At 44.2% G+C, this 17,344-nt stretch carries 15 protein-coding genes; 6 read left to right on the forward strand and 9 right to left on the reverse strand.

The window, feature by feature from the left end; translation table 11 throughout:
- Window positions 1-162: 162 nt before the first annotated feature.
- The 6 genes from AB4185_RS10705 to AB4185_RS10730 form a co-directional block, all read right to left on the reverse strand.
- Window positions 163-366, reverse strand: coding sequence for a hypothetical protein (locus AB4185_RS10705; RefSeq protein WP_004736343.1), 204 nt, complete (start codon window positions 364-366; stop codon window positions 163-165).
- A gap of 382 nt (window positions 367-748) precedes the next feature.
- Window positions 749-1,201: a hypothetical protein gene (locus AB4185_RS10710; protein ID WP_193840716.1), complete on the reverse strand. Its 453-nt coding sequence runs from the start codon at window positions 1,199-1,201 to the stop codon at window positions 749-751.
- Window positions 1,202-1,560: 359 nt separating this feature from the next.
- Window positions 1,561-2,574, reverse strand: coding sequence for a manganese-dependent inorganic pyrophosphatase (locus AB4185_RS10715; RefSeq protein ID WP_372135438.1), 1,014 nt, complete (start codon window positions 2,572-2,574; stop codon window positions 1,561-1,563).
- 478 nt (window positions 2,575-3,052) lie between these two features.
- The gene (locus tag AB4185_RS10720) at window positions 3,053-3,505 is read right to left on the reverse strand and encodes a septal ring lytic transglycosylase RlpA family protein (RefSeq protein ID WP_372135439.1); all 453 of its coding nucleotides are present in this window, start codon (window positions 3,503-3,505) and stop codon (window positions 3,053-3,055) included.
- A gap of 337 nt (window positions 3,506-3,842) precedes the next feature.
- Window positions 3,843-5,219 carry a uracil-xanthine permease family protein gene (locus AB4185_RS10725; RefSeq protein WP_065584902.1) on the reverse strand — a complete coding sequence of 459 codons (1,377 nt, stop codon included), beginning with the start codon at window positions 5,217-5,219 and terminating at the stop codon, window positions 3,843-3,845.
- A 278-nt stretch (window positions 5,220-5,497) separates the two neighbouring features.
- Window positions 5,498-5,989 (reverse strand): VOC family protein, encoded by a 492-nt coding sequence (locus AB4185_RS10730; RefSeq protein WP_017065982.1) that lies wholly within the window; start codon window positions 5,987-5,989, stop codon window positions 5,498-5,500.
- A 466-nt stretch (window positions 5,990-6,455) separates the two neighbouring features.
- Between AB4185_RS10730 and ahpC the strand changes: the two genes are divergently transcribed.
- Together ahpC and ahpF are read left to right on the forward strand one after the other, a co-directional pair.
- Window positions 6,456-7,013, forward strand: coding sequence for an alkyl hydroperoxide reductase subunit C (ahpC, locus tag AB4185_RS10735; RefSeq protein WP_016798107.1), 558 nt, complete (start codon window positions 6,456-6,458; stop codon window positions 7,011-7,013).
- 198 nt (window positions 7,014-7,211) lie between these two features.
- Complete coding sequence (gene ahpF / locus AB4185_RS10740; protein ID WP_372135440.1) at window positions 7,212-8,804, forward strand: alkyl hydroperoxide reductase subunit F; 1,593 nt, start codon at window positions 7,212-7,214, stop codon at window positions 8,802-8,804.
- A 135-nt stretch (window positions 8,805-8,939) separates the two neighbouring features.
- Here the strand turns inward: ahpF and AB4185_RS10745 are convergent, their stop codons facing one another.
- Window positions 8,940-9,539, reverse strand: a complete 600-nt coding sequence (locus AB4185_RS10745) for a LysE family translocator (RefSeq protein ID WP_372135441.1) — start codon at window positions 9,537-9,539, stop codon at window positions 8,940-8,942.
- A 122-nt stretch (window positions 9,540-9,661) separates the two neighbouring features.
- Here AB4185_RS10745 and AB4185_RS10750 point away from each other — a divergent pair, with 122 nt between their 5' ends.
- Window positions 9,662-10,147: an Lrp/AsnC family transcriptional regulator gene (locus tag AB4185_RS10750; protein ID WP_372058603.1), complete on the forward strand. Its 486-nt coding sequence runs from the start codon at window positions 9,662-9,664 to the stop codon at window positions 10,145-10,147.
- A gap of 99 nt (window positions 10,148-10,246) precedes the next feature.
- Here AB4185_RS10750 and AB4185_RS10755 read toward each other — a convergent pair whose 3' ends face one another.
- On the reverse strand, window positions 10,247-11,617 hold the full coding sequence (locus AB4185_RS10755; protein ID WP_136979737.1) for an L-serine ammonia-lyase: 1,371 nt from the start codon (window positions 11,615-11,617) through the stop codon (window positions 10,247-10,249).
- A 26-nt stretch (window positions 11,618-11,643) separates the two neighbouring features.
- Window positions 11,644-13,185, reverse strand: a complete 1,542-nt coding sequence (locus AB4185_RS10760) for a sodium:solute symporter family transporter (protein WP_017065256.1) — start codon at window positions 13,183-13,185, stop codon at window positions 11,644-11,646.
- A 347-nt stretch (window positions 13,186-13,532) separates the two neighbouring features.
- Between AB4185_RS10760 and AB4185_RS10765 the strand changes: the two genes are divergently transcribed.
- From AB4185_RS10765 to AB4185_RS10775, 3 genes are all read left to right on the forward strand, one after another.
- Window positions 13,533-14,837 carry an MFS transporter gene (locus AB4185_RS10765; protein ID WP_372135442.1) on the forward strand — a complete coding sequence of 435 codons (1,305 nt, stop codon included), beginning with the start codon at window positions 13,533-13,535 and terminating at the stop codon, window positions 14,835-14,837.
- Between the two features lie 125 nt (window positions 14,838-14,962).
- Entirely contained in the window at window positions 14,963-15,979 is a 1,017-nt protein-coding gene (locus AB4185_RS10770; protein WP_372135443.1) for a nuclear transport factor 2 family protein, read from the forward strand.
- 248 nt (window positions 15,980-16,227) lie between these two features.
- Window positions 16,228-17,313, forward strand: coding sequence for a porin (locus AB4185_RS10775; RefSeq protein ID WP_017065839.1), 1,086 nt, complete (start codon window positions 16,228-16,230; stop codon window positions 17,311-17,313).
- Window positions 17,314-17,344: the final 31 nt, after the last annotated feature.

Here is a 17,344-nt window from a genome sequence, read left to right on the forward strand (position 1 = left end):
ATGTCCAGAAACGTTTTTAAAATTGATCAAACTCTATTGTCCTCCGACAACAATGGCTAGATATAGAGCGAGCATAGGGTCAGATAGAGTTTAAAAGTAGGTAGTGGTTAGGGGGGAGTTGGTGATCTTAATTACACATCCCTGTGTAACGTATTCTGAATGTCAGCTGGCTTTAAAGCGCTTCATAAATTGACTAAAGCGTGGAATCAGGTTTTGCACAGTCGGCGCATCTGGAATCTCATTTACAAAAATCATAAAGCGCTGTGCTTTACTTTTATCACCTTGAGCAGTCCCTGCTAGTATTGCTTGAGCTAAAATTACATGCTCAGCGGTAACGTCCTTATTCGAAAATTCGTGAATCAACATAGAAAATCCTAATAAGTATAAATACGGATATAATAATACAATATATTGATATTTATATCGATAGCTTATGGCATTCATCAATGTCAGATTTGTGTAAAAACAATACTGGACAGTGAGCTTAGTGACTTTCCATACTTATGCTAATTCGTGATTTGCTAATACTTGGTTCTCCGAAGCTCATTTCTGTCCAAATGCTTCGTAGGATGAATTTTTACCTTTGGCACTTCCTTTCTCGAAAGTGCCTCAAACGTTTCATTAGGTATGGCACGAGTAATACAACTAGCTAATGTGAAAAACAGGCACATTGCTCACCAAACAGCGATAAAAAAATTCGTTTCCAAATTTTGAAATAGACCCAGTAAAGCGCAGTGTTATTTTTTTGTTATTGTGGATCTACATGCCCAGAACAAGTATAGGACTGACCATCAACACCACGAATAGCGATCTGGTAGTTCAACGCCAATCCATTGCCGACGATGTCTGACAGGCCCTCAGTTTCTGGATTGTTCATGCGATCGTGGTACATCTGACAAACCTGATCTTTACCATGCCATTTTGATTGCACCTCTTCGATTCCATCAGCCTCGATGTCTACGCGAGCAACTCCATTTGTGCGCTTGGCTGCTTTGGTCGTGATGATCGTCGTCGTCATTGATGTATAACGGATACCATCGATTTTCGAACTGGCTTCGGTAAGTTGGTCGTGGTCTGCGTGTGTGATAATTGGGTCAGACACGAAGGCGTTCGCAGCCTTTACCTTTAAGCTGGTACAGCCAGTAATTGTCATAAGTGCAAGTGCGATAGCTGTTAAACCAATGGTTTTGATTGAGGTCATTTCATTGTCCTGTTAGTCATTCTGTCTGGGATTTAATATAAACAATAAAACACTGTATTATTAGTTCAAGCTATGAATACTAACTTACCGATAATGGAAATCCGCGACTAGCATTGGTTACTTGTTTAAGACCACTCTAAGTCCAACTCCAACTCTTCACGTGCTTGGTCGTGAATGTCCTTGGGGGTTCGTGTCATAAAGGGCTATGTTAGATCCGGGTTATCCATAAACTTTGTCAAATTAGAAAAAACGTAACTCAATTTTATCCAAATCTAATTCAGCACACCCAAAAACAAAAAGGGATTGGTATCTCTACCAATCCCTTCACTACTTATTTATAAAGTAACGGCTCTTACTCTCTACAAACTCTCAATTGCCTTTTGAACCGCAGGGCCAATCTGACGCTTACGCGAAGTGACGCCTTCTAGCGTCAACATATCGCTTGTTGGTTCAGCATTGAAAGCAGATTTGATGACTTGGTAGTCACTTTCATCCACCCAAAGTAAGTTTGCTTTTTTGTTCTTGGTGTCTGTGATGGAGAAGAACAGATAGTCTAGCCCGTTCTCTTCTTTGTAGGCTTTCATAGCCGCCAAAAGCTCATCTTTGCGGTCAATCAATTGCTGAGCCGTTAGCGTTTCAGCCACACCGATACCCACCTGTTTGCCACCGTATTTAAAGTTTTTGTAATCCAGCGTCAGAATGGTTTCAGAAGAAAGATGACTGAGATCCGACTTAGCAATCAGCATCTGTTGGCCGAAATCTTCGATATCTGAAATACCTGCAACTTTTGCCAGTTTTTCAGCATATTCACGATCATGCTCAGTCGTGGTTGATGATTGGAATACCACAGTGTCAGAAAGGATTGCGCCTAAGCCGACACAAGCAAGATGCTTAGGTAGGGTCACATCCAGCTTTTCAGCGTTGTCAGCAAGAATAGTGGCAGCCGATCCCCAGCCTCGAATATCCATCTCGACAATTTGTGGTGTATTAATCGGTGAGCCACCAATCGCGTGATGATCAACCACAGCAACAATAGATGCTTGGTCGATAGTTGGCGCTAGCTGAGTGACCTGATTGAAATCCACCAGCCCCACGCGGTATGAAGAGTAATCTGTCTCTAGGCGTGGCGATTCAGCATTGCAGTAGTTCAAAATGAAGGTGGATTCTGGATTGATAGGCTCTGGTACTGTCGCTGTACCGCCATAGATATGAGCCGCGAGCATCGCAGACATTACCGTGTCGCTGTCTGGGCTTAGGTGCCCTGTCCATACGAGATCTTCACTGTTTTCATTGGCAGATTGTTGAAGACTGAAAGCATAGCTTGCTGAGCTAAAAGACATAATTAGGGCTGCAACGACAGGGGTTAGCTTCACGGGTATTTCCTTATTTGAATGCGATATAGAAGCCCATAAGCTAAACACCAAAAATTTCAGAACCGTGTCACTAATATTTCAGATTTACTTCAGTGAGTAACGAAATGTAATTTCCCTCTCTTTGAGAGTCTTCTTCTCCCATCAATTGTACCTCCCCCTTTCTATTACACGCCCGCCACAACCAATTTTGGATTAGTTCAGCTTTTCATTATTTCACAATGAATTTCAATGAACCCTAATAATAAGAAAGCTAAGATACTGATTTATTTACCTCATAACATCATCAACCCACATATTAGAAATAAGATAATCTTATTAAAAATGGATTATCGAAAGGCACAAATAAGGCTACAAAGCAGCCTTATTGAGTAAGCATAAATGAGCTATTGATTCACCGATATCGAGGTTCTGTTCCTCCCCTTTCCCACTACTGGTAAGGGATCGGAGATGTAAACCAAGGGGAGGTTAGGAGGGGATTCTAGTGTTTGTATCGAAAGGTATTACTATCATCAACAATCTCGATTTTAACAGGCACGGTGCCTTGTTTAACGTTGCCGATTTTTGCAAATGCCTTGTGCGACAGGTCGATCACTCGGCCTTTTACATAAGGGCCTCGATCATTAATTTTCACATCAACAGACTTGTTATTGTTTGTATTGGTCACTCTCACGATAGTCCCGAATGGCAAGGTTTTATGAGCCGCAGTAGTCGCATTCATATTATACGTCTCACCACTTGCTGTGAGCCTTCCATGGAATTTATCGCCATACCAAGAAGCTTTACCAGCAAGAGCATGTGACTTGGCATATTCCTTTGTTTTAGAACTGCCGACAGCCGACGTTGAGGTGCATCCGGCTAATATCATAAGGATAAGAGCGGTAAAGATAATATGTAATTTTTTCATGTAATTTGTGTGCGCTAATCTCTGCATGTTTCTCTATTTTCGTTGTTGTTGGTTAGCAATATAATGCTGAGTATAGTCACTGCTCAGCCAAGGCTACCATTCGGTATGATGACGGAATGTTTTCATGAACGACACTTTCTTCCGTCATATTCATGAAAGGTTTTATCGTCAAAACGTCAACTTTAACAACGTCTTAAATCTGTATATTTCTTAATCGCTTCATGTAGATAAGTCACTCAGCCAAACATCCAAATACAAAAGCGGATTGGTATCTCTACCAATCCTCTTTAGGGGTAATTCGTTTTTCTGCCTTAAGCGCAATTGTCCGTAATCAGTCACCTACGCTTCTTCTCGGCTGTATAAGTTACGCTTTACTGGTTTGTACCGAATTCGTCATCGATTTGGCTTTAGTTTCAGGCACCAAAGACATCAACCCGGTAATAACAAGAGCAGCAACACCCGACATCGTGACTGGCGAGCCAAATATGCTTTGCACTAGCGTGGGGGCTTCTTTCAATAAATCCGGTACCAGCATTACCCCCAGCCCTAAACCTAATGAGATGGCAATCGTCATGATTCTGCGACGATCCAGCTTCTCACTAGCGATAATCTTGATGCCCGCCGCAGCAACCGTACCAAACATCACCAATGTCGCTCCGCCTAATACTGGCTTTGGAATCGTCATTAATACCGCACCTAAGATGGGAAATAGACCTAATAGAAACAGAATTGCCGCAATGAAGTAGCCAATGTAACGACTCGCAATCCCAGTAAAATGGATCACGCCATTGTTCTGGCTGAAAGTCGTGTTCGGAAAAGTATTGAATACCGCTGCGATGAGCGAGTTCACACCGTCACCTAGCACGCCCGCCTTGAGTCGATTGATGTATTTTGGACCCTTAACTGGTTGGCCTGAGAACATGCTATTGGCGGTAAGGTCACCCGTCGTTTCAATAACAGTAATCAAGTAGATAAAAGCAATAGGGAGGAAGGCTTGCCAATCAAAAGCGAAGCCATATTTAAATGGGACTGGGATACTCAATAGCGGTTGAGATGCAAAAGAAACCATTGGCGCTTTGCCCATCAGAATAGCAACGCCCCACCCTACAACCAATCCGACTAAAATCGACGACAGCCTTACCATGGTGTTGTTGCTTAGGTTAAGTGCCACTATGGTTCCGAGCACAATCGCACCCAACATCAAATTGCTTCCAGAACCAAAATCTTCTGCGCCAACACCACCAGCGATATCAGTGACGCCGACTTTAATCAAAGAGACACCAATCGTCGTGATAACGATGCCAGTAACAACGGGCGTGATCACTACTTTGAGTTTTTCGATAAAGCGCGATAGGACGATTTCGACAAATGCACCAAAGAAGCAGACACCAAAAATGGTGGCGAGCATTTCATCCGGCCCACCTCCATTTGATTTAACAAGAAAACCCGCACCTAACACAGAACCTAAGAACGCAAAGCTGGTCCCTTGGACACAGATCATCCCTGCGCCAACTGGCCCTATTTTCCTAGCTTGTATAAAAGTGCCGACCCCAGACACCATCAGTGCCATGCTGATCAAATAAGGGATGTGTTCACCCAACCCTAAAACACCGCCAATAATGAGCGTTGGTGTGATAATGCCAACAAAGCTGGCTAATACATGCTGCAGCGCCGCGTAACTGGCTGCTTTAACTGATGGTCGATCGTCTAATCCGTAGATCAATTCACTGTTCTGTTCCATGTGACTTCCTTTATGTATTTTTTATTGTATACAATTTACATAAAGGCAATAGAGCAACATATATGCCAATGGTTTAACATCATACTTATCAATCAGTTAAGTTTTCAATCAGTCCAACGTGCACTATAGAGCAACAATGTCGGCTTGTTTTAGTGCAACCGATAGTTTATCCGATGTTCCCAAATTTAGCCCTACAGACACAAAAAAGGATTGGTATCGCTACCAATCCTCTTTAGGGGGTGTTTCGGTTTTTCTACCTATGGAAGGCAGTAACGCTATTACTCGTAATCAGTCGCGTACGTGTCTTCGTATGTGTGCGAGTAGAATTCGAATAGGTTGCCAAACGGGTCTTCTAGATAAACCATTTGCGCTTGTTTTAGTTCGTCTTCTGGGTGGTAACGCATGATGTCCATACGAACCTTACCGCCAAACTCTTCAACGCGCTTAATAGCTGAATGAAACTGCTCTTTTGGAAGTTGCAGACAGAAGTGGAAGATACCTAGACGAGAGAAGTCTACTTCGTGACGCTCTTGACGATCTTTCATTTCGAACAGCTCAACACCGATGCCATCAGATGTGACTAGGTGTGCAATGTTGAAGCCTTTGAAGCCTTCGCCAAATACTGCGATACACATACGGCCGATTGCTGATTCGCGCTCTTCCAAAACCTTAGTGTTGTTCATTACGATTCTTAGACCCAGAGCCTTAGTGTAAAATTCGACTGCTTTGTCCATGTCGCCAACCATGATGCCTACGTGATTCATTTTCATAACTTGCTCCAAATTCGTTTTTAATTCTGTGCGTTTCGAAGACTGGTTTCGATGGAGAGAGTATAGGTACATGCGTTAATTAACTGAAATTATCATAATTTATATTAATGATAATTTTTTGTTATTTACAGTTTGATATAACAACTCAACTCACGCAAAGAAACCATACCGAACCCTACCTACATAGACACATAGATACATAGATACACACACCAATAGAGATAAGCCCAATGTAGAGAACAACCTAAAAAGCATAGCTACTCAAATTGGGGTTGCTGATGTTTGATGGCTTTTGTTAATCGTTTTTGTTGATAGCTTTTACCGATAGTCCTTTCCTTTCGAAGATAGGATTCGCCTATTGAATCTATAGAAATGTCCGATTTCACTAATTTTCGGTGGCAATGCAATATATCTACATCGACGCGGGATAGCGTTAAACACTATAAATTAGAAAGAGAGTCAAATCATGATCAACACAGAAATCAAACCATTCAACGCAACAGCATTCAAAAACGGCGAATTCGTAGAAATCACTGAGCAAGACGTTAAAGGCAAGTGGGCTGTATTCTTCTTCTACCCAGCAGACTTCACGTTTGTATGTCCAACTGAGCTAGTTGACCTACAAGACAAATACGCAGAGCTTCAATCTCGCGGCGTAGAAGTTTACTCAGTATCAACTGACACTCACTTCTCTCACAAAGCATGGCACGATACTTCTGACAAAATCGGCACTATCGAATACTTCATGGTAGGCGACCAAACTGGCAACATCACAAATAACTTCAACGTTATGCGTGAAGGTCAAGGCCTTGCAGACCGTGCAACGTTCCTAATCGACCCTGAAGGCGTTATCCAAGCAATGGAAATCACAGCTGAAGGCATCGGCCGTGACGCAGAAGACCTACTACGCAAGGTTAAAGCAGCACAATACGTAGCCGCTAACCCAGGTGAAGTTTGCCCAGCTAAATGGAAAGAAGGCGAAGAGACTCTAGCTCCATCTCTAGACCTAGTAGGCAAGATTTAATCTAAGCCTAGCTAACAAGAATAGCTAAACGGTTCTACAGGCGCGCTTCGGTCCCCCTCCTAAAGGGCAGTCGCGCGCCACCCTTTCAAAACATCAACACCACAATATTTGCCGACTTGCGCCCCCTTTTTATTTTCCTTTTTCAGCAAGAAGGTATTGGTCAATACCAAGACACAGAATTTAAGAGCAGGCACGATTATGTTAGATCAAGCAATGAAGCAGCAGCTAAAAGCATACCTAGAAAACCTAAAAACCAATGTTCAGTTAGTGCTTAGCCTGGATGGCAGCGACACCGCGAACAAACTTCAAGATCTGGCGAATGACATCTCGTCTTTAACCGATAAAATTGAAGTGACTCGCGATGACAGCGCAAGCACTCGCAGCCCTATCATGCAGGTCGTGAACCAAGAGAAAGGCACCGCGATCGGTTTTGCCGGTTTGCCAATGGGTCACGAATTTACGTCACTGGTTCTAGCACTGCTTCATAGTGGTGGTCACCCTATCAAGCTTGAAGCGGACGTAATCGAGCAAATTAAAGAACTCGATCAAGAGCTTAATGTAGAGATTTTTATCTCGCTCTCATGCCAAAACTGTCCAGAAGTGGTTCAGGCATTCAACATGATGTCAGCGATTAACCCGTTGATTAAGACCACCATGATTGATGGCGCAGCATTCCAAGAGGAAGTGAAATCTCGCGATATCATGGCAGTACCAAGCGTGTTCATTAATGGTGAACTATTCGGTCAAGGCCGTATGTCACTGGCTGAGATCCTTAATAAAGTAGACTCAGGTGCAGCGGAAAAGAAAGCAGCAAACCTAAATCAACAAGCACCATTTGACGTGTTAGTTGTGGGTGGTGGCCCTGCAGGTTCTTCAGCAGCAATTTATGCAGCACGTAAAGGCATTCGTACAGGTGTGGTTGCTGACCGATTTGGTGGTCAGGTAATGGATACCATGGCAATTGAGAACTTTATCTCAGTGAAAGCAACAACAGGTCCTAAGCTAGTGGCTAGCTTAGAAGAGCACGTAAAAGAGTACGGTGTTGAAGTAATGACTGAGCAGCGCGCTGCAAACATCATTGCTGCAGAAGACACAAAAGACGGCTACATCCATGTTGAATTAGAGAGTGGCGCAACACTACGAGCTCGCTCTGTTATCACCAGTACAGGTGCACGCTGGCGTGAAATGAACGTTCCGGGTGAACAAGAATACCGCAACAAAGGCGTGGCTTACTGCCCACACTGTGACGGCCCACTGTTCAAAGGCAAGAAAACAGCCGTTATCGGCGGTGGTAACTCAGGTATTGAAGCCGCTATTGACCTAGCAGGCATTGTGGAACACGTAACCGTACTTGAATTTGCAGACACGCTACGCGCTGACCAAGTACTTATTGATAAAGCGAACGCAACACCAAACATCGAAATCATCAAAATGGCTCAAACGACACAAGTGTTGGGTGATGGCAACCGCGTAACCGGTCTGGAATACAAAGACCGTAACACGGATGAACTGAAACAAATTGAACTCGCGGGTATCTTCGTTCAAATCGGTCTAATGCCGAACAGCGAATGGTTGAAAGGTTCGAAGGTTGAGCTTTCACCACGCGGTGAGATTGAGATTAACGCTCATGGCGCAACATCAATGAAAGGTGTATTTGCAGCAGGTGACGTAACAACCGTACCTTACAAACAGATCATCATTGCGATGGGAGAAGGTGCTAAAGCAAGTCTAGGCGCATTTGACCACCTAATCCGCAACCCAGCTCCAGTTAAAGAGGCTGAAACCGCTTAATCTTGTAAACAAAATTCCTTAAGTGTTCTTGTTAACTTATTAGTTATTATTAACTTACCCATTATTGTTAACGACTTTGTCGATATTTAGACACCACTCCTATGGATTTAGGAGTGGTTTTTTTCGTTGTAATTTTTATGCTGGTTGATAAAGCATAAAGGCAACCACTAGTGCGAGGCTTCCGCCCAAGCAACGGTTCACAAACATCATCTGTTTTGGTGATTGCAGTAGCTTTTTAAGCATGGTGCCGCAATACGCCCACACCAACATGCACGGTACACCGGTAATCACCATACCCGCGATAATGGTCACGACTTGAATCAAGTAATCTGCATTCGGAGTGATGAACTGCGAAAACACGGTTAATGACGCTATCCAACCTTTAGGATTTAACACCTGCACCAACACACCCGACACAAAGCCTGAACGATTGTCGGTGGTGCTTTCTTCGATTTGCATATTCACAATCGACCACGCCATGAACAGCAAATAAGCCGCACCCGCGTATTTCAAAATGCTGTATAGCTCTGGGTAAAGGGTAAATAGGCTCACCAAACCGACACTAGAACCCGCCAGTACGATGATGATGCCAACAGCGTTCCCAGAGATAAAAGGTAAAGTCGCAGCAAATCCATAACGACTTGAAATCCCAAGTAATGCGATATTGCCTGCCCCAGGGGTAATTGCAATTGATGTTGAAAATAGCAAGAACGCCAGCATTAATTGAGAGCTCATTTCCTCTCACTCCTAATAAGTAAAGTATTTATAGGGAGAGAGTTTACAGATTCGACTAGGAATTAAATTGCTATATAGGCTAATATTAATCCAAATTTGAGCAAGAATTTTCCAAAATAGCCATGAAGCAGAAAGAATCCACCAAAGAAGTATTGGATGACACAGATATCGCCATCTTAGAGCATATCCAGCAAGACGGACGCATGAGCAACAGCAAGCTCGCAGAGAAGGTCAACCTCAGCGAAACCCCATGCTGGCGTCGTTGGAAACGCATGGAGGAAACTGGCTATATCGATGGTTACGCCGCTAAGCTGAATCGTAAGAAATTAGGCTTTCATGTGGCTGGTTTTACTCTTGTGACCTTGGGTAACCATGAAGTTGAAAACACAGAACCATTCGAAGAATTTGTCGCGGTAACCGATTGGATTCCTATGTGTCACTGCATTGCAGGCGCCGCCGATTACATGGTGCAAGTGTTGGCCAAAGATTTGGAAGAGTACTTTGAGCGTATTAGCTCGATCAGACGAGTCAAAGGCGTGAGTGCGATTCAGTCGAACATCTCAGTAAAAGAGTTGAAAAACAGCTATCGATTACCGCTTTCAGATTAGCTCCCTAAAACACATAAAACAAAAAGCCCAGCCGCGATAGATTTCTAAAGTCTAAGGCTCTGGGCTTAACGTTATTATTTACTGGGTTAACTGGCTTAGCTATTCACAAGGATGAGCTAAATGGATCAAGGCTAAACCACCGAGTGATGTTTCACGATATTTCTTGTTCATGTCTTTACCGGTTTGGTACATGGTTGCGATGACCTTATCGAGTGAGATCAAAGACTTGCAGTTTCGCTTCAATGCCATGCGAGATGCATTAATTGCCTTCATCGCACCCATCGCATTTCGCTCGATACACGGCACTTGAACCAAGCCGCCAATTGGGTCACAAGTCATACCCAATGAGTGTTCCATCGCGATTTCCGCCGCAATACAGATCTGCTCATTGCTGCCACCGCGTAGTGCCGTTAATCCCGCAGCCGCCATAGAGGATGATACGCCTACCTCACCTTGGCATCCCACTTCCGCACCAGAGATCGAAGCGTTAGTTTTGTACAGAATACCAATCGCGCCCGATACGGCTAAGAAATCTTTTAACTGCTTAGTATCCAACTCTTTAATGAAGCGATGGTAGTACATCAACACAGCAGGAATAACGCCCGCCGCACCATTGGTTGGTGATGTTACCACTTGGCCACCAGCCGCATTTTCTTCGCTAACCGCAAACGCAAACAAGTTAATCCAATCCATGATTTCCATTGGGTCGTTTTCAACCGCCGCATTCGCTTCTAACTTTTTCAGTAGGTTAGGCGCACGACGAGTTACGTTCAAACCACCATCAAGAATGCCTTCGGTTTCAAAGCCACGCTCCATACAACGACTCATCACTCGCCAGATTTGATCCGCTTTCTCTGAAATAATGTCAGCGCCTTCGAACTCCGCTTCATTTTTTAGAATCATACCACCGAGGCTCATCCCACTATTGTCAGCTTGTTGAAGCATTTCATCGGCGTTTTTGAACGGGAAAGGAACTTCTACCGCTTGGGTTTGAGTACCATTTTGCAGTTCATCAGCAGTTGCGATAAAACCGCCGCCAATCGAATAATAAGTTTCATCGACAATCACGTTGCCACTCTGGTCAAACGCAGTAATCATCATGCCATTTTCATGCAGAGGCAGATTGTCTTTGTGGAACAACATGTCGGTTTCGTAGTTGAAGGCAATGTGCTTGGTGCCCGCTAAATCCATCTCACCACTGTCTACGGCATGACGCATTGCTTGGTTTGCGCTGGTGATTTTGATGGTGTCTGGTTTATTGCCGAGTAGCCCCAATATTGTAGCTCTGTCGGTGTGGTGACCTATGCCAGTCAATGACAAAGAACCGTATAAATCCACCTGAATACGCGTCACTTCTGCGATTTTATCAGCGATTAATTGTGTGAAATGGAAACCCGCAATCATTGGGCCGTTGGTGTGAGAGCTCGATGGCCCAACACCAATTTTGTATATATCAAAGATCGATAACATAGATATACCAGTAAAAAATCGGTCAATTAAGAAAGAGCGGCATAAAGCCAATCAGGGATAACAGTACAAGCAGCAATCGTCACAACAGCGAACACCAACAAGCCATAATGACTCGCGGTAGGCTTTGCAAACAAATGCTTTTGCTTTTCTATAAATTCATTTTGTTGCTCGGTTACCTCTCCCCAGAAGCGGCTCACAACAACACCTAACACTAAGAAAACCACAGTGCCAATCAAGGCAAACCAAGGCCAAGCTATTCCGCTGTATTTGGCGATGAATACGACGGCCACACTGCCAATACTGCCCGCAATTACGCCTTTCTCGTTTGCTTGTTTGAAGAACAAACCCAAGATGAAAGAGCCAAGGCGAATACCAACAAAAATAGAGGTTAAGCTCGCAATCGTTTTAAGCACTGATTCATTAGAAACAGCCAGTAACGCAGGCACAACAACCGACGCTGCAGCAACCAGGCTCATTTTTCTAGCCACTGATTCATAGTGCGCGTCAGAGGCTTGCTTACGGAAGAAGCGCTTATAGAAATCGAACGTTGCGACCGTCGCCATTGAGTTATAGGTGGAATCCAATGTCGACATTGCCGCAGCCGAAAGTGCTGAGATCACCAAACCAACAATGATTGGGTTGGTATGGTTAAACACAAAATCGAGAATCACTTCGTTGCTGTTTTCAAAACTGCTGTCTTGATAAAAGACACTTAACAGCACCCCCATCACAGCAAAGAACAGATAAACAAAAAATGCGCCGTAGCCACAAAGCAACATCGATTTTTGCGCTGTTTTAACACACTTAGTCGCCAATGTTCTTTGAATAATCAGTTGGTTAGTGCCGTACACACTCAGGTGCAAGAAGCTCACAGCCACTACGCCGGCCCACAATGTGGTATCGACGCCTAAGTCAAAATCGAGATTGATGATATTCAAATGTTCAGGAGACAACATCTCGCCCGCATCGATTTTCATCAGCAATAAAACAAAGATCGCAATGCTGCCGATAATCAACACTGCTGACTGAAGCATGTCAGTCCAGATTACAGTCGAGATACCACCCGCATAGGTATACAACGCAGTAAATACGCTGATGTAGATGATCGCCTCAGAGATACTCACTGGCAGCACTTGCACTAAGATCAGGGCTACCGCATACAGAATAACCCCTGCCGAAATACACTGAACCACAATGAACACGATGGAATTGATCGTGCGAGCAACAACGCCAAAGCGGTGCTCTAGGTATTCGTAAATCGAGGTTAGGCCGAGCTTGTAAAACACCGGAACAAAGAAAAGCACAGTGAAAAAGATCACTATTGGATAGTTCAAATGTACGCTCATCGCTTCCATGCCTGAGCTATAAACCCAGCCCGGCATGCCAACGAACGTCATTGCGCTGATGTAGGTTGCAAGAATCGACACACCTGCCGTAAACCAACCAAACTGTTTTCCACCAGTCGAAAAGTCGCCACCGACGCTATAGCGCCTATTAACTAAGTAGCTGATAAACAAAGTAGTTAGCACATAAAGAGCAATAACCACAAAACTTGAGTACGTAACCATTTTTAGATTCCGTTTATTGTATGTCGCAATTAATTCGCTGCCAATAGTACTCAAAAATGGATATTTTCCCTCAAAAACCCACAATAAGTGTGACTATTATCACTAAGATAGACGATTAAACACTCAAACCACCCCACAAAGCACAAAACCCAGTTAAATGAGATCAAGATCACTAAAACGCACAAAATGGGTACGCACTCATTTTAAAATTGACTTTGATCACGGATCTAATAACCACAAAAATTCTATTATCTCTCCCGAAATGAAGACGGTGTGATGAAGCTAAATAATCAACACACAATAATTAAAACCAAAACCACCCTATATAAAATAAAGGTTTATCGGTCATGACCATTAAAAAACACATGAGCGAAGTTCCTATGATTCAAAGGGTAGCCGCATATCTAGCCATTCTAGTAGGTTACTTTTTTTATTGTTATAACTTTGTAATTATTGACTACGTACGCCCATACATTGTGGAAGAATATGCTGGTATTAGCCTTTCTGATACCGCTCAGTTCTACACTTGGCAGTCGGTTGGTGCTCTGATTGGTGCTCTGAGCTGTGCATGGTTCGCAACCAAGTTCGGCAAGAAGTCCACACTAATAGCAATTACGGCATTAAACGGTGGTGCAACCATCATCAACATGATGTTTACCGACTACGCCACTTGGGCTGCAATGCGTTTCATCATTGGACTATCTTTAGGTGGTTACTTCACGGTAGCAGTAAGCCTGATGATTGGCCTATTTACACCAACGGTTCGCGGTAAGTTGACTGCTTTTGCTTCTTCAATGTTCTCTGTTGCTTTAGTGGCAATGGGCGCTTACGCAGCCTTCATTACAAGTGTTGATGCACCTTGGCAGAGCCTAATGTGGGTAGGTGGTATTCCACCGCTTGTAGCAGCAACGTTAATGATCTTTGTATTACCAAGCGACAAAACTGTGATCGCCTACGGTGAAGAAGATCAACAAACAACAACCAATACAGCTGGGGAAGTAACCGAAGCTAAAAAAGGTTCTTGGGGTGAGATGTTAAGCAAGCCTTACCGCAAAATTACGATTACTTGTTTACTTCTTTCTGGTCTTAACTTCTACGGATTCCAATTCTTCGGTGGCTTTGTAACTACCTACCTGAAAGATGTTCGTATGTTTGATGGTGCAACCATCGGTTTGATCTTCTCTATCTCAGCATTTGGTTCACTCTTCGGTGCTTGGTTCTGGGGATGGGCAGCAGATAAGTACGGTCGTAAGATCAACGCGTTCGGCTTCATCCTCGCAGGTATCATGGTTTCTATCTTCTTTGTCGCACCTGGTGACATGATGATTGGCGGCCTAAACATGCTGGCTCTTCTAGGTCTTATCTACAACTTCGGCCTGTCTGCTTCTGCAGTATGGGGCGGTTACTTCTCTGAATTGTTCCCAGCACGCTTGCGTAGCTATGGTGCAGCTTTATTCCATGGCGGTCGTATTATCGGCATGTGGGCACCAATGGTTCTTATCTTCATCCAAGAGCGTACCGACCTACAAACAGCAATGTGGGGCTCACCAATCGTATGGATTATCGCCGGCCTACTATGGCTAACACTGCCTGAAACTCTAAAAGGTGGCGTCTTCGATAAGAGCAAAAAAGCTGAAGCAGCAAAAGCTTAATTCGACACTCATACGCTGAAGTTCAAATACGAAAAGTTTAAAGCCGGCTGATAAATCAGCCGGTAACAAAATCCAAATCGAGTCCTGTTCCGAATGTTGACTCGACAACACAAAGAGAAATTATTATGTCTAAATATCAAGAAGCGAAACGCATTGTTCGTGAATACTTCGATGCAATGGAAAACGCAACTCACGAGAACGTTGCTGAAGTTTTAAAAGCACACACTTCTGAAGATTACTTGTGGCGCGGTGTTTACCCATTCCGTGAGCAAGAAGGCGCACAAGCAGCAGCTGACGTATTCTGGGCACCAATGATGAAGTCAATGACTCGCATGCAGCGTCGTCAAGACATCTTCATCGGTGGTAACAACGAAGTTAACCCAGATGAGATTTGGGTAATGAGCATGGGTCACTTCATGGGTCTATTCGACGCTGAATACCTAGGTATGCGCCCAACTGGCAAGATCATGAACGTTCGCTACGCAGAATTTAACTGTGTTGTTGATGGCAAAATCACTAAGACAGGCCTGTTTCTAGACCTACTAGGCATGATGGATCAAGCGGGTTGCTACCCACTTCCACCATCAACTGGTAAGCACTTCGTATACCCTGGCCCACGTAACCACGACGGTCTGCTATTCGAAGACGCGGTTCCAGAAGAAGGTGTTGCGACACTTGCTCTAGTAAACAAAATGGTTGATGACCTGTCTGCTCTTAACGACAGCGGCGCGATGGGTTGCCCACCAGAAGTACTAGCGAAGAGCTGGTCAAAAGACATGATTTGGTACGGCCCATGTGGTATCGGCGCGTCTTACACAATTCCTCGCTACCAACAACAGCACCAACTTCCTTTCCGTAACAACCTGAAAGACAAGAAGTTCAACGGCCACGTTTGTCGTTTCGCTGAAGGTAACTTCTCTTGTTTCTTCGGTTGGCCAAACCTATCAAACACACCAACAGGTGGCTTCCTAGGTATGACTGGCGGTGAAGTACGTGCAAACATGCAAGTAGTTGACGTTTACTACCGTGACGGTGACAAACTGTCTGAGAACTGGGTTCTTATCGACCTTCCTTACTGGCTACAACAGCAAGGTCTAGATGTGTTCGAACGCACTTCAAGCATCATGAACCCAACACTGTAATCGATACGCTTTAATCCAAAAGATTGAAACGAAATAGTGGCAACCTAAATAGACATCTGATTTAGGTTGCCACGCTTACTGGGGGACCCTTCTCGCTCCTAGTAAGTGCTCCAACCAATTCATTATTGCTCCACTAATAACTGAATCTACTAGTGCCTCATGGATGGGGTACACCCTGCCAAACCATTACCAATATAACGGGCTTGAAAGCACGGTGGCTTTCTACGGCCTGAATAAAGAGAATTACAATGAAAAAGTCGATTCTTTCAGCAGTGATCCTGACAGCACTTACCTCAGGTTCTGCTTTTGCTGCACACACTTTTACCAATGACGCGGGCGATAGCCTTACTTTAGACGGTCGTTTCGACGTTCGTTACCAAGATAAGGGCGGCGACCACAACGGTGAGTGGAACAGCGGTAGCTCTCGTTTCGGCCTTAAAGGTCAAATGGGACTCGATAACGGCTGGACTGGCTTTGGCCATGCTGAATGGGGTTACAACTCAGGTGCTAACGGCGACAATATTTACGACCGACTTCTATACGCAGGCGTAGAGCACGACAAATACGGCAAGATCGCAGCAGGTACTAAGCAGTGGTCTACTTTTTATGACGTCGCATGGTACACCGACTTAGGTCGTGTCTTCGGTACTCGCGGCTCAGGTGTTTACAACCTTTCTGACTGGGGTATTGCATCTGGTACAGGTCGAGCAGAAAACTCCATTACTTACCGTAACTCAATCAACGACCAAGTAAGCTACGGCTTCACTTACCAAACGACACGTGAAGAAGTGGCACTAGCGAGTAATGCGACAGCTTCATTGAAAAACGGAATGGGTGCGTCAATCACTTACAAACCGGTTGATGGCGTAACACTAGGTGCAGCTTACCACCAAAATGAAATTGCAGACCTAGACTCAGGTGTGGTTGGCGTAGAAAATGGCGACAACATGCGCATCATGCTATTGGGTGCGAACTACAGCAACGGCGGCTTCTACGCAGGTGCCACTTTCCATGTTGGCGAAAACTGGGAAGCTGTAAGCCAAGGCGGTACGGATGTAATGTTCGATACCCTAGGTGGTGAAATCTACACGTACTACCACTTCGACAATGGCCTACGCCCTACGTTGAACTACAACTACATGGAAGATCGTGATGACCAAACAGATGGCTATGAGCGTAACCTGCTTATCCCTGGTGTTGAATACCACTTCCAGAAGAACAAATTCCTAGTTTGGACTGAATACCAATTCGACCTAGGTAAAGATCAGCTCGTTGGCAATAAATTCGAAAACAGAGATGACCAATTCGCTGCAGGTATTCGTTACTACTTCTAACGCCCAGTTAGTCGATTCATAAATTCTTTAA

It is taken from the genome of Vibrio sp. 10N.286.48.F5 (assembly GCF_041469785.1).
Taxonomy (GTDB): domain Bacteria; phylum Pseudomonadota; class Gammaproteobacteria; order Enterobacterales; family Vibrionaceae; genus Vibrio; species Vibrio crassostreae_C.

Bases quoted from the DNA above. Each gene is read 5' to 3' on its own strand.
- AB4185_RS10705 (WP_004736343.1), bottom strand. From the start codon at position 366: ATGTTGATTCACGAATTTTCGAATAAGGACGTTACCGCTGAGCATGTA.
- AB4185_RS10710 (WP_193840716.1), bottom strand. From the start codon at position 1,201: ATGACCTCAATCAAAACCATTGGTTTAACAGCTATCGCACTTGCACTT.
- AB4185_RS10720 (WP_372135439.1), bottom strand. From the start codon at position 3,505: ATGCAGAGATTAGCGCACACAAATTACATGAAAAAATTACATATTATC.
- AB4185_RS10725 (WP_065584902.1), bottom strand. From the start codon at position 5,219: ATGGAACAGAACAGTGAATTGATCTACGGATTAGACGATCGACCATCA.
- AB4185_RS10730 (WP_017065982.1), bottom strand. From the start codon at position 5,989: ATGAAAATGAATCACGTAGGCATCATGGTTGGCGACATGGACAAAGCA.
- ahpC (WP_016798107.1), top strand. From the start codon at position 6,456: ATGATCAACACAGAAATCAAACCATTCAACGCAACAGCATTCAAAAAC.
- ahpF (WP_372135440.1), top strand. From the start codon at position 7,212: ATGTTAGATCAAGCAATGAAGCAGCAGCTAAAAGCATACCTAGAAAAC.
- AB4185_RS10745 (WP_372135441.1), bottom strand. From the start codon at position 9,539: ATGAGCTCTCAATTAATGCTGGCGTTCTTGCTATTTTCAACATCAATT.
- AB4185_RS10750 (WP_372058603.1), top strand. From the start codon at position 9,662: ATGAAGCAGAAAGAATCCACCAAAGAAGTATTGGATGACACAGATATC.
- AB4185_RS10755 (WP_136979737.1), bottom strand. From the start codon at position 11,617: ATGTTATCGATCTTTGATATATACAAAATTGGTGTTGGGCCATCGAGC.
- AB4185_RS10760 (WP_017065256.1), bottom strand. From the start codon at position 13,185: ATGGTTACGTACTCAAGTTTTGTGGTTATTGCTCTTTATGTGCTAACT.
- AB4185_RS10765 (WP_372135442.1), top strand. From the start codon at position 13,533: ATGACCATTAAAAAACACATGAGCGAAGTTCCTATGATTCAAAGGGTA.
- AB4185_RS10770 (WP_372135443.1), top strand. From the start codon at position 14,963: ATGTCTAAATATCAAGAAGCGAAACGCATTGTTCGTGAATACTTCGAT.
- AB4185_RS10775 (WP_017065839.1), top strand. From the start codon at position 16,228: ATGAAAAAGTCGATTCTTTCAGCAGTGATCCTGACAGCACTTACCTCA.